The 11,492-nt window shown below is 72.5% G+C and carries 10 protein-coding genes and 1 pseudogene; 3 read left to right on the forward strand and 8 right to left on the reverse strand.

Features of this window, described 5'->3' with window-relative positions; translation table 11 throughout:
- From ACFYOJ_RS29705 to ACFYOJ_RS29715, 3 genes and pseudogenes are all read left to right on the forward strand, one after another.
- Positions 1-393 (forward strand): annotated as a pseudogene (locus ACFYOJ_RS29705) (glucose-6-phosphate isomerase); the annotation flags it as partial.
- Position 394: 1 nt separating this feature from the next.
- On the forward strand, positions 395-1,276 hold the full coding sequence (gene gnd / locus ACFYOJ_RS29710) for a phosphogluconate dehydrogenase (NAD(+)-dependent, decarboxylating) (protein ID WP_356555377.1): 882 nt from the start codon (positions 395-397) through the stop codon (positions 1,274-1,276).
- A gap of 71 nt (positions 1,277-1,347) precedes the next feature.
- Positions 1,348-2,814 carry a membrane-associated oxidoreductase gene (locus tag ACFYOJ_RS29715; protein WP_356555375.1) on the forward strand — a complete coding sequence of 489 codons (1,467 nt, stop codon included), beginning with the start codon at positions 1,348-1,350 and terminating at the stop codon, positions 2,812-2,814.
- Here ACFYOJ_RS29715 and ACFYOJ_RS29720 read toward each other — a convergent pair.
- From ACFYOJ_RS29720 to ACFYOJ_RS29755, 8 genes are all read right to left on the reverse strand, one after another.
- The gene (locus ACFYOJ_RS29720; RefSeq protein WP_356555378.1) at positions 2,801-2,938 is read right to left on the reverse strand and encodes a hypothetical protein; all 138 of its coding nucleotides are present in this window, start codon (positions 2,936-2,938) and stop codon (positions 2,801-2,803) included. The two genes, ACFYOJ_RS29715 and ACFYOJ_RS29720, sit on opposite strands and share 14 nt — an antisense overlap.
- 28 nt (positions 2,939-2,966) lie before the next feature.
- Positions 2,967-3,524, reverse strand: coding sequence for a hypothetical protein (locus ACFYOJ_RS29725; RefSeq protein ID WP_356555374.1), 558 nt, complete (start codon positions 3,522-3,524; stop codon positions 2,967-2,969).
- Complete coding sequence (locus ACFYOJ_RS29730) at positions 3,521-4,774, reverse strand: hypothetical protein (protein ID WP_388598244.1); 1,254 nt, start codon at positions 4,772-4,774, stop codon at positions 3,521-3,523. Before ACFYOJ_RS29730 ends, ACFYOJ_RS29725 begins: the two co-directional genes overlap by 4 nt.
- Positions 4,771-5,517: an ATP-binding cassette domain-containing protein gene (locus ACFYOJ_RS29735; protein WP_356555370.1), complete on the reverse strand. Its 747-nt coding sequence runs from the start codon at positions 5,515-5,517 to the stop codon at positions 4,771-4,773. The genes ACFYOJ_RS29730 and ACFYOJ_RS29735 overlap by 4 nt, the downstream gene beginning before the upstream one ends.
- Positions 5,518-6,082: 565 nt before the next feature.
- The gene (locus tag ACFYOJ_RS29740; RefSeq protein WP_356555368.1) at positions 6,083-7,453 is read right to left on the reverse strand and encodes an MFS transporter; all 1,371 of its coding nucleotides are present in this window, start codon (positions 7,451-7,453) and stop codon (positions 6,083-6,085) included.
- On the reverse strand, positions 7,450-9,252 hold the full coding sequence (locus tag ACFYOJ_RS29745; protein ID WP_356555366.1) for an ABC transporter permease subunit: 1,803 nt from the start codon (positions 9,250-9,252) through the stop codon (positions 7,450-7,452). The genes ACFYOJ_RS29740 and ACFYOJ_RS29745 overlap by 4 nt, the downstream gene beginning before the upstream one ends.
- Before the next feature lie 15 nt (positions 9,253-9,267).
- The gene (locus tag ACFYOJ_RS29750; RefSeq protein ID WP_356555365.1) at positions 9,268-10,779 is read right to left on the reverse strand and encodes an ABC transporter substrate-binding protein; all 1,512 of its coding nucleotides are present in this window, start codon (positions 10,777-10,779) and stop codon (positions 9,268-9,270) included.
- Between the two features lie 124 nt (positions 10,780-10,903).
- Positions 10,904-11,443: a GNAT family N-acetyltransferase gene (locus ACFYOJ_RS29755; protein WP_356555364.1), complete on the reverse strand. Its 540-nt coding sequence runs from the start codon at positions 11,441-11,443 to the stop codon at positions 10,904-10,906.
- Between the last annotated feature and the right edge of the window lie 49 nt (positions 11,444-11,492).

An 11,492-nucleotide genomic window follows, 5' to 3' on the forward strand; every position in this document is an offset into this window, starting at 1 on the left:
AAGGCCCAGCACGACCTGCTGATGGCCAACTTCTTCGCCCAGACCCAGGCCCTCGCCTTCGGCAAGACACCCGACGAGGTCCGCGCCGAGGGCGTGCCCGAGGAGCAGGTGCCGCACCGCACCTTCCACGGCAACCACCCCACCACGACCGTCCTGGCCACCGAACTGACCCCGTCCGTCCTCGGCCAGCTGATCGCGCTGTACGAGCACAAGGTGTTCGTCCAGGGCGCGGTGTGGGACATCGACTCCTTCGACCAGTGGGGCGTCGAGCTCGGCAAGGTCCTCGCCAAGCGCGTCGAACCCGCCCTGACCGAGGGCGCGGACGTGCCCGGTCTCGACCCGTCCACGGCCGCGCTGGTGGCCGCCTACCGTGAACTGAAGGAAGGGCACTGACATGCAGATCGGTCTCGTTGGTCTCGGCAAGATGGGCGGCAACATGCGCGAGCGCCTGCGCAACGCCGGCCACACCGTCGTCGGGTACGACACCGACCCGGAGAAGGCGGACGTCGCCAGCCTCGTCGACATGGTCGACCAGCTGGAGAGGCCGCGCGCGGTGTGGGTGATGGTGCCGGCCGGCGCCGCCACCCAGCACGTCATCGACCAGCTGGCGACCCTGCTCAGGCACGGCGACACCGTCATCGACGGCGGCAACTCCCGCTGGTCGGACGACGAGAAGCACGCCGCGGAGCTGGCCAAGCACGGCATCAACTTCGTCGACGCCGGTGTCTCGGGCGGCGTGTGGGGCCTGAAGAACGGCTATGCGCTGATGGTCGGCGGCGAGAAGGAGACCGTCGACGACCTCATGCCGATCTTCGACGCGCTCAAGCCGGAGGGCCCCTACGGCTTCGTCCACGCGGGCAAGGTCGGCGCCGGGCACTTCTCCAAGATGGTCCACAACGGCATCGAGTACGCGATGATGCAGGCCTACGCCGAGGGCTGGGAGCTGCTGGAGAAGGTCGACTCCGTGGACAACGTCCGCGAGGTCTTCCGCTCCTGGCAGGAGGGCACCGTCATCCGCTCCTGGCTCCTCGACCTGGCCGTCAACGCCCTCGACGAGGACCAGCACCTGGAGAACCTGCGCGGCTACGCGCAGGACTCCGGCGAGGGCCGCTGGACGGTCGAGGCGGCCATCGACAACGCCGTGCCGCTGCCCGCGATCACGGCCTCCCTCTTCGCGCGGTTCGCGTCCCGGCAGGACGACTCGCCGCAGATGAAGATGATCGCCGCGCTGCGCAACCAGTTCGGCGGCCACGCGGTGGAGTCGGCGAAGAAGTAGGCGCCTTCCGGACGGTCCGTCCGGAAAGCGCGTTGACGTGATCGGCCGGTTCGGGTCAGAGTCCCTCCTCGATGGAGATCGACGACCTGACACCGGCCGAGTCGCGCGTCTGGCGGGCCTTCCCCCGCGGCGAACTCGTGGACTTCCGGACCGAGGCGGACGAGGACGCGACGGCAGGCGGGGGCTGGGGGCCGGAACGCACCCTGCGGGCCCGGGTCCTGCGGACCCTGCTGGTCACCGCGCCCCAGGAGGACGGTGAGATATCCGCCCTGCGGATCGCCGGAGCCCGCATCACCGGCAAGCTCGACCTCACCCACGCGGTGCTCGACCGCCCGGTCCGGATGAGCCGCTGCTACTTCACCGACCGTCCCGGCCTCTACGGCATCCAGGTACCGCGGCTCAGCCTGCGCGGATCCGTGATGCCCGGACTGGACCTGGCGGGCGCCCGCGTCGACGGCATGGTGCAGCTGAGTGACTGCCGGGTGCGGGGCCGGCTGACGCTCACCGGCGCCCAGGTGGCGGGCGCACTGCGTCTGGGCCACGCCAGACTGCTGGAAGGCGACGACGGCGCTCCTGCCCTCCAACTCACCCAGGCCACCATCGGCGACGACCTGTGGGCGCCCGGCCTGCGGGTCCACGGGGAGCTGCGGCTCACCGGCACCACCGTCTCCGGATCGGTCGACCTCAGCCGCGCACGGCTCACCCACGACGGCGGTCCGGCGTTCGACGCCGAGATCCTCACCGTCGAGGGGCATCTGCTGCTGCGGCACGCGCGGGTGCGCGGGTGGATCGGTCTGCGCGCCGCCCGGATCGCGGGCCGGGTGGACCTGTCGTACATCTGCCTGTCCAATCCGGGCGGGCCGGCCCTGCGGGCGAGCAGCGCCACCATCGGGGAGCTGTGGCTGCGCCGGGGCTCCCACCCGGTACGGGGCGTCCTCAACCTGCGGCGCGCCCAGCTCGACGTGCTCTTCGTCGAACCGGAGATGGTGCCGGACCAGGTCCACGTCAGCGGCCTCGTCTACACCACCCTCACCCCGCACGAACCTGCCGGGCGCCGGCTGCCCATGCTGGAGCGCGACGCCGACGGCTACGCCCCGGACGCCTACGAGCAGCTGACCGCCGCCTACCGCCGGATCGGCGACGACGACGCGGCCCGGCTGGTCCAGCTCGCCAAGCAGCGGCGGCACCGGCGCACCCTGCCCTGGTACGCCCGGCTGTGGGGACACCTCCAGGACGTCACGGTCGGGTACGGCTTCCGGCCGCTGCGCGCGGGCGGCTGGCTGCTGTCGCTGCTGGCGGCCGGCTCGGTCGCGTTCGGGCTGCACCCCCCGCCGGCGCTGAAACCCGCCGAGTCGCCGGACTTCCACCCGGTCTTCTACACCCTCGACCTGCTGCTGCCGGTGATCTCCTTCGGCCAGGAGAACGCGTTCGCCCCCACGGGCCGGTACCAGACACTGGCCTACGTCCTGATCATCATGGGCTGGATCCTGGCCACCACCGTGGTCGCCGGCGTCACCCGCACCGTCAGCCGCCAGTGAACCGGCGTACCGCGTGCTGCGCGGCCAGCCGCACGGGCGCGTTGGCCGCTCCGTAGCCCCGGTAGCCGCCGTCGCGCTGGACGAGTTCGCAGAAGGCCCGGTTGGAGCGGGCCCTCGTGCCCATCACGGCTCCGGTCGGCCCAGAGGGAAGGCTATGGCTTTCCGGAGGCTTTGACGGAACGGATGCCTGTGGCTACCAGCAGTACCGCGGTCAGGGACCACGCAGGGATGCTGTCCGACGGATACAGGGGCACAGCCCACCAGGCGTGGCTTCCTGCCGGGCCGCGTCCCGCGATGATGCTGGCGATCATCAGCATCATGCCCGTGGCGATACCTGATGCGCTGTTGCCCACCTGGGCGATCAGGAGGCCGACGCAGGTCAGCAGTATGACGTTGCGGGCGGTGTCGAAGCCTGTGACGTAACCGGCCGCCAGGCACAGGGCGAACACGGATGCTGTGAACGCTGCATCGATCACGGCGACAGCAACTACAGCGGTCTGTTCGATGTGGTCGGCGCGTCGGTTGAGGCAGTACAGAACCGTGGAGGACACCAGCAGTGGAGTGAAGTATGCCAAGGGCGCGACGCCGCTGCCGTTGAGAGCGGGCAGTTCGATGGTGCTCGTTCCCGAAAGCTGGCACACCACTGCCATCAGGATGACCGCTCCGGCTGCGGCCCACCATTTCCGCACCGCTGTCGCATAGAGTCTCACCGCGCCTCCTGCGCTGTGCAGGCGTGGTCGAGGACCTGCTGCGTGAACCAGGCGGACTGCTGCTTCACCGGCTTATCGAGGACAGGTCCCACCAGGCCCCACAACTGCGGATCGGTTCCCGCGCGTACCTCGTCCTTGTTGTTGCCTGCAACGGCGGTGGCCCATACGAGTTCTGGGGCGGACGGGCCTCCGCACGACTCCTTTCCGTACTGGGCCGCGGTTCCCTCGACAGCCGATATCGCCATGACGTCGGCGGCCGTGTGGTACTGGGCTTGCTGGTGAACGGCAGGGAGTGACCAGTGCAGCCGCCATACGCCCGGTGTGAGCTTCACCGACGGCGAGAGGATTTCCATACGCTTCGGCTGGGTGACGCCTGCGGCGACCAGGGCGTTGAGCGGGCCCTGGGTGCTGCGGCGGATCTGCGGAATGGAGGAACGGTATTCCGGTGGAACGCAGATCTGCGGGGCGGTTCCGGAACATACGGAATCAACGGCACGGACGGTCGACGGGTTGCTGTAGCCCCATCCGCTGACTGCGGCGTGGCCGACGAGGAGTGCTGCCCCGGTGGCGCCTGCGCCGGCGGGAAGGAAGACACGGCGGGAGCCGGTACGGGTGAGGAGCCATGCGACAGCTATGAGACAGCCGGTGAAGACCCACGGCACGAAGTAGATCTCGGGCCGGTGGACATCGGTGATGGTGGATGTGCCGTCGATGAACCCGCCGAGGTGCCTCAGCCATGCGTTGGACATGGCGTGCGGCATCGTCAGCCAGGCCCAGCACAGGGCTGCCGCTGCCGGTGCGGCAATGCTCCTGGGGAGACGTCCGCCGACGAACCAGCCGATCACGGCCCACTCGGCGGAGACGATGACCACGTGTGCCAGTGCGGTCCACCCGGCGCCGGAAGGGAATACTCCGGTATTGATCCGTGCCATGACGACGGCGAGCACGAGAAGTGCGGCGCCCAGTGCGGCGATGGGAGTGCCGATGAACAACAGCAGCGACCATCGTGACCGTGCGGATGTGGTCAGCATGTGGCGTATGTGCCGCATGCGCCCCGAGTCCCATGCGGCACATGCGGCGACCGCCGGGGCGATCGTGGCCAGAGCGTAGACCGTGCTCTCGCCCGACTCGATTCCGTAGTGCGAGGGAACGGTGAAAACCGCACTGTCCATGTACATGTACACGAACAGGGCGGCCGGCAGGACGACCCAGGGAGCCGCCGAACGCCGCACCTGATGCCAGATGATCACCGGGTGCCTCCTTCGAGGACAGCGGTGTAGGCGTCCTCCGCGGCGCGTTCCGAGGGTCCCTGGGTGCCCGCATGGGCGAGGAACGAGGGAACCGATCCGTTGAACAGGACCTGCCCTCCATGAAGTACGACGACGTCGCTGAAGGCTTCGCCGATGTCGGCGATGTCATGGGTGGAGACGATCACTTGTGTTTCGTTCCGCAGTGACGCGATGAGCTGGAGGAAAGATCTCCGCTGTTTCGGATCGAGTCCTACGGTGGGTTCGTCGAGGAGCAGGACCTTGGCGCGGTGGACGAGGGCCTGAGCGATCGCGACCCGCTGCTGCTGCCCGCCGGACAGATCGCTGACCTTCCGGTCCGCCTGCTCGGCAAGGCCGACGCGTTCCAGTGCCTCGCCGGACGCGCTCGACGCGTCGCGCTGCGTCATGCCCTTGAGCCATCCCGCGTAGGTGACGTGCTGACGGCAGGTCATCCCCGGGAGGAACGACGGCTTCTGCGGGAGCCACGCCACCGAGGCGCGGTAGGCCGCGGCCTGTTTGCGGTTCCACGGGCTCAGGCCGTCGAATGTCACGTCTCCGGACCGCGGGCGCAGTGCGCTCGCCCCGAGCGACAGCAGTGTGCTCTTGCCCGCCCCGTTGGGCCCGAGGAGAACGGTGGCCCCGGAAGTGAAAGCAAGGTCAAGGCTCTGGATGACGTCATCACCTCCCCGGTAGCGGAAGGTGCACTCGCGGAAGGTGAGAGTCATGGGGGGCCTTTCTGGGCGCCGGGTCCTGCCGCATGGTGTGCGGCGGGACCCGGTGAACTGCCGATCAGTGGTAGTTGCCACTACCGTGGTCGTTCCGCGTGCCGCTGGATGTGGCACCGGAGTTGAAGCAGTTGATGAAGGTCGCGTCGGTGTACTTCGGGTCCGGTCATTGGCGATGGAGCTGGACCAGGGTGACGCCTGAGCGGGCACCGCGAGAGCGCCGGCAGCCGCTGCCGGCGTACCGATGACCATGGCGCGCCTGCCAGCGCGGATTACCGTTGAGCCGGCTGACAAATGGCCTTCCGGCGCGACGAGTTGAGGTTGACAGCCAAGATCAAACCCTAAAGCTCACGCTGAGCAAACACGTGATGACGTGGTGAAGATCTCATCTGTGGCTGGGGCGCCAGCTCGGCGGGCACTACCGCCGGCAGGCGGCACAGCCGGAGACGAAAACGGTGACGGCCTGACGCGTCACCGGCCCCGCCCCGCCCCGCCCCGCCCCGCGGCGTGAGCGGGGCGGGGCACGTTCCCGTACGTCCCGCCGAAGAAGGCGGCCGGCACCGGCTCAGGTGCCCGTGCCGGAACCGCCGGCCCGCCGGCCGCGGGGCAGCAGGGCGACGGCGGCGAGCGGTACGGCGGCCAGCGCCAGCCACGGCACGGCGACCGGCAGCCCGCCGTCCAGCAGCAGGCCGGTCACGGAGCTCCCGGCCAGCACGATCAGCCCGGAGACCGAGGACAACGCCCCCGTGTACAGCCCGAGCCGCCCGTCCTCGGCGAGGTCCGGCACCCAGGCACGGGCGACGGGCGCGACGAGCATCTGCCCGACGGTCAGCAGTACGACGAAACCGGCGGCCGGCACCAGCCCGCCCGCCCCCGTCCACCCGGCGGGCCGGGCGAGGGCGACGGCGGTGAAACCGGCCGCGATCAGCACCAGCCCCGCCACCATCGACCGGCGCGGCGACAGCCGCTCCCCCGCCCACCGCGTCACCGGCAACTGCGCCGTCACCACCAGCAGCGAGGACAGCGCGAACAGCCAGGCCAGCGGCGCCTGCGAACCGGCGGCCCGCTCCACCTCGGCGGGCAGGGCCAGGTAGAGCTGGTTGTAGGCGAGCAGATAGGCGCCGTACGCGCAGCACAGTGCGAGGAAGGGCCGGTTGCGCAGGAGCAGCCGCGCCCCGCCCCTGGCGTGGACGCGGGCCCGCCCGGGCAGGTGCTGCGGCAGCAGCCACGCGTGCCCGGCGAGGACCAGTACGAAGACCCCGGCCCCGGCCAGGCACGCCGTACGGAAGTCGACGGCCAGCAGCAGCGCGCCCAGCAGCGGCCCGACGAACGCGCCCGCCTGCCCGGCCACGGTGAACAGCGCGAGCACCCGGGTGCGGTCCCCGCCGCCCTGCTCCTCCCACAGGACTGCCTGCCGGGCGACCTCCGACTCGACGGCGGGCGAGAACAGCGCGGCGGCGAACCCGATGAGCAGCACCGCGCCGACGACCGCCCAGGTCTCCTCGGCGTACCCGAGCCACACGAACCCGGCGATGCGCAGCACGCAGCCGGTGAGCACGACGGGCCGGATCCCGTACCGGTCGGCCAGCGCCCCGCCGACGACGAACAGCCCCTGCTGGCTGAAGGTGCGCAGCCCGAGCACGAAGCCGACCAGCCAGCCCGCCATGCCCACGCCCTGCCCGAGGTGCTCGGCGAGGAAGGGCAGGACGGCGAAGAAGCCGATGTTGAAGGCGAGCTGGGTCAGGACGAGCAGCCGCAGGAGCGGGGAGAGCGGGACGGCCGGGGCGGTACGGCGGCCGGGGGCCTTCGCGGACGTCCGGTCGGCGGGCGGCCGGTCGGCGGGCTTCTGGCCGAGTGTCCGGTCGGCGGGTGTTCGGCCTGACGTCCGGCCGGGTGTCCGGTCGGCGGGTGCGGGGCCGGTGGAGGCGGGGGTCATCGGACTGCGGCCGGTTCCTTCTCGACGGCGGCGGTGGGCTGCGGGCCGGCGGCCATGGGGGTCGGGTGGCTCCCGTGGGACCCATAGGTCCCGTGGCGGGGCCGGCGCAGGGCGCCCGCCGCGGTGACGGCGAGCGCGCCGAGCAGGGCGAGGACGGCGGCCGGGGCGAGGACGGCCCAGGGGGCGCGTTCGGCGTAGGGCCGGTTCTCGGCGAGGAGCAGGCCCCACTCGGGGGACGGCGGCTGGGCGCCGAGTCCGAGGAAGCCCAGCGAGGCGAGGGCGAGGGCGACGCCGGGCAGCCGCAGCAGGGCGTGGCGGACGACGGGCGGCAGGACGGCGGGGAGCAGCTCGCGGCGCAGCAGGTGCAGGGGGCCGGCGCCCAGTCCGCGGGTGGCGGTGATGTGCAGGGTGGCGCGTTCCTGGCGCAGCAGCGACGCGGTGTGGGCGGCGAGCGGCGCCCAGGCGACGACGCCCACGGCGAGCGCGGGGGTCGCCGCCCCGCTGCCCGCGACGGCGGTGACCAGGAGCGCGGCGAGGACGGCCGGCACGGCGTTGACGGTGTCGACGAGCGGCGCGGACACCCGGGGGACGAGTCCCAGCAGGACGCCCGCGAGCAGGGCGGCGGCGGTGATCGCGGAGGCGAGCAGCAGGGTGTCCAGGGCGCCGTGGCCGACGCGGGCGAGCAGGTCGCGGCCGAGGGCGTCGGTGCCGAAGGGGTGGGCGAGGGAGGGCGGCCGCAGCCGCTGCCCGGTGTCGAGGGCGAGCGGGTCGCGGGTCAGCCCCCACGCGACGACGACGAGCAGGACACCGGCGTAGAGGAGGGGCAGGACGCCGCGGGTGGGCGGTGCGGGCCGGTGCAGGGAGGACAGGGCGCCGTCGCGCAGGGCGGGCCCGGTGAGCAGGCGGCCGGCGAGACGGGTGGCGAGGGTCGCGAGCGCGGCGAGCAGCAGGAGGGCGAGGGTGCCGGCCTGGAGGACGGGCAGGTCCTGGGCGAGGGCGGCCTGGAGGGTGGTGCGGCCGAGGCCGGGGATGTCGAAGACCTGTTCGACGGCGACGGCCCCGCCGGTCAGTCCGACGGCGAACAGCGCGAGGTTGGGCAGCAGCGCGGGCACGCACCGGCGCACCGCCTGCCGGGCGATGCGCCGGCCCGGCAGTCCGCGGGCGGCGGCGGCCAGCGCCCAGGGCTCGCCGAAGGCGCCGGGCAGCAGGTCGTCGAGGAGCCGCCCGAGCACGGCCCCGGCGGGCAGCCCGAGGGCGAGGGCGGGCAGCACGGTCCACTGCGGCCCGTACCAGCCCAGCGCGGGCAGCCACCCGAGCTGCACCCCGACGACGGTGGCGAGCACGGAGGCGACGAGGAACTCGGGCAGCGCGGCGACCAGGGCGGAGACGGTGCCGCCGGCCCGCCGCCCGTCGAGCCGGCGGCGGGCGCCGAGCCGGAGGGTGCGGGCGCACACGGCCCCGGCGGTGAGGGCGGCGACCACGAGGGCGGCCGCCATCAGCATCAGGGAGGCGCCGAGGGCCTGGAGGACGTCGGGCAGGACGTCGTTCCCGGAGATCCACGACCGCCCGGCGTCCCCGTGCGCCAGTCCGCCGAGCCACCGGCCGAGCAGGTGCAGCGGCCCGTCGTCCAGGCCGAGCTGCTCGCGGATGTCGGCGAGGACCTCGGGCGTGGGATCACGGTCGGCGGACCGGGCCTTGAGGACGGTGTGCGCCGGGTCGGTGCGGGTCAGCCACGGCAGCAGACCGATCCCGCACACCAGTCCGGCCGCCAGGACGAGCCGCCACGCCGCGGTGGCCACACGCTGCCCCACGGCTCAGCGCCGGGTGCCGGTGCCGACGAGGGCGCGCTCGTACGGGTCGAGGACGACACCCTGCACGGACTTCCCGACGCCGGTGATGATCCGCTGGTGCACCAGCGGCACGACGGCGTCGGTGCCGAGGAGACGGGCCTCGGCGGCCATGGCGGCGTCCTGCCGCTGGGCGGTGTCGGCGATCCCCTCGGCCTTGCGCACCGCCGCGTCGAGGTCCTTGTCGCACAGCTGGGCGATGTTGTAGCCGCCGTCGCAGGTGTAGTCGCCGGCGAGGATGGAGACCGGGTCGCCGGTGTCGAGGAGGGTGTTGCGGGCGAGCACGAAGGCGTCGTACTTCCCGGCCAGCGCGTCGCCCTCCAGCCGCGAGTACTCGCGCACGGTGAGCTTCACCTTGAAGCCGGCCTTCTCCAGCTGCTGCTTGACCACCTGGGCGACCTCGGGCAGCTCGGGCCGGTTGTCGTAGGTGGCGAGCGAGACGGTGGCGCCGTTCGCCTTCCCTGCGGCGGCCCGTCCGACGGGCGCCTTCCGCTTCCCCTCGGCCCAGGTCACGGCGGGCCCGTAGAGGCCGGCGCCGGGGTCGGCGTACCCCTCGTAGACGTCCTTGGCGAACACGGAGGTATCGATGGCGCCCCGGACGGCGGCGCGCAGCCCGGCGTCCTTGAAGGGGCCGGTGGAGGAGTTGAGCAGGAGGCTGGTGGTCCGGGTGGTGGCGGTGTCCCGGCGGCTGTCCTTGTCGAGGCTCGCCGCCTGGGAGACGGGGACGGCCTCGGCAATGTCCAGCTCGCCGGTGCGCAGCGCGTTGGCGCGGGCGGTGCCGTCGGCGATGAAGCGGGCGTCGATGCCGGAGGCCTGGGCGCGGCCGCCCCAGTAGTCGTCGAAGCGGTCGAGGGAGGCGGAGGTCGCGCCGTTCACCTTCGTGATCTCGAAGGGGCCGGTGGCGGTGCCGACCGGGTCGACGCGGCCGTTCTCGTCGTACGTCTTGTACGCCTTCGCGGAGAGGACGGCGAGGCTCGGGCTGGACAGCCGCAGCGGCAGCACGGGGTCGGGCGTGGCGGTGGTGACCTTCACGACCCGGTCGCCTTCGGCCTTCGCGGTGAGGGTGACGCCGGCGAGGGCGGCGGGCGCGGGCTTCGCCGTGGTGGCGCGGGTCAGGGAGTCGGCCACGGCGGCCGGGGTGACGTCGCTGCCGTCCTGGAAGACGGCGTCGCGGAGGGTGAACTCCCAGGTCTTCTCCCCGTCCCTGCGCCAGGACTCGGCGAGCGCGGGGGCGGCGGAGCCGTTGGCGTCCAGCGCGGTGAGGCCCTCGGTGACGCCGAGGCGGCTGAGCAGGGTGGCGTCGGCGCTGTAGGGCGACAGGTTCTCGGCGGGCGGGAAGGCGAGACCGACCCGGAGCCGGGAGCCGCCCGCACCGTCACCCCCCTCGGTCCCGTCGCCGCCGCCGGACGCGAAACAGCCGGCTATCAGCGGGAACAGCAGGAGCGGGGCGAGCAGCCGGGAGCGGCGGTGGGAGCGCATGGTCCTCGGATCGGTCGGGGTGGAGAAGTCTGTCTGGGAGGAACGGAGCGGAGAGACGGCACAGGGAGACGACGCGGGAAACCCTACCTGAAAACGGTTTCCAGCTGGTTGCCGGGCGCCGCCCTCACGGCATCGGCACCTCGAAGTGCATGACGCCCTGCCCGCCCCCCGCGTCCTCACGCTCGTCGTGCACCACCTTGGCCAACGACCGCCAGAACGGCTCGGCCCCGGTGACGGACGGATCGGTGTGCAGGTACACGGCCCGGTAACCCCCGTCGGCGGCGGCGAACTCCAGCAGCTCGTCGACGAGCCTGCGCGCCAGCCCCCGCCTGCGGTGATCGGGCCTGACGTACACGCGGCGCAGCTGCGCGGTCACGCCGGAGGGGTAGCGCTCGGCGACGTGGCGCGGGTTCGGCGGGTGCGCGGGCCCCCGGCTGTCGAGCGCCCCGGTGGCGACGACCTCGCCGTCCCGCCCGTCCACGGCGACGAGGAGGGTGTGCCGGGCGGGCTCCAGGTAGGCGCCGGCCAGATCGATGATGTCCCGGTGCCAACGGGGCACGTACCCGGTCCCGAAGTCGCGGTAGACGGTGTCGAGCATGACGGCACGGGCGGCGTCCAGGTCGTCTGGGGTGGCGGGGCGGAGGGTGTAGTCGGTGGTGCGCACTTGCACATGGTACGCAATAAGGGCGGAAGCTTGATCCACGCCCCCTGGC

The sequence above is a fragment of the Streptomyces sp. NPDC006384 genome (genome assembly GCF_042870695.1).
Classification (GTDB): domain Bacteria; phylum Actinomycetota; class Actinomycetes; order Streptomycetales; family Streptomycetaceae; genus Streptomyces.

What these genes read in the sequence shown, in the direction of transcription:
- gnd (WP_356555377.1), top strand. Translation starts at nt 395, where the DNA reads ATGCAGATCGGTCTCGTTGGTCTCGGCAAGATGGGCGGCAACATGCGC.
- ACFYOJ_RS29715 (WP_356555375.1), top strand. Translation starts at nt 1,348, where the DNA reads ATGGAGATCGACGACCTGACACCGGCCGAGTCGCGCGTCTGGCGGGCC.
- ACFYOJ_RS29720 (WP_356555378.1), bottom strand. Translation starts at nt 2,938, where the DNA reads ATGGGCACGAGGGCCCGCTCCAACCGGGCCTTCTGCGAACTCGTCCAG.
- ACFYOJ_RS29735 (WP_356555370.1), bottom strand. Translation starts at nt 5,517, where the DNA reads ATGACTCTCACCTTCCGCGAGTGCACCTTCCGCTACCGGGGAGGTGAT.
- ACFYOJ_RS29740 (WP_356555368.1), bottom strand. Translation starts at nt 7,453, where the DNA reads ATGACCCCCGCCTCCACCGGCCCCGCACCCGCCGACCGGACACCCGGC.
- ACFYOJ_RS29750 (WP_356555365.1), bottom strand. Translation starts at nt 10,779, where the DNA reads ATGCGCTCCCACCGCCGCTCCCGGCTGCTCGCCCCGCTCCTGCTGTTC.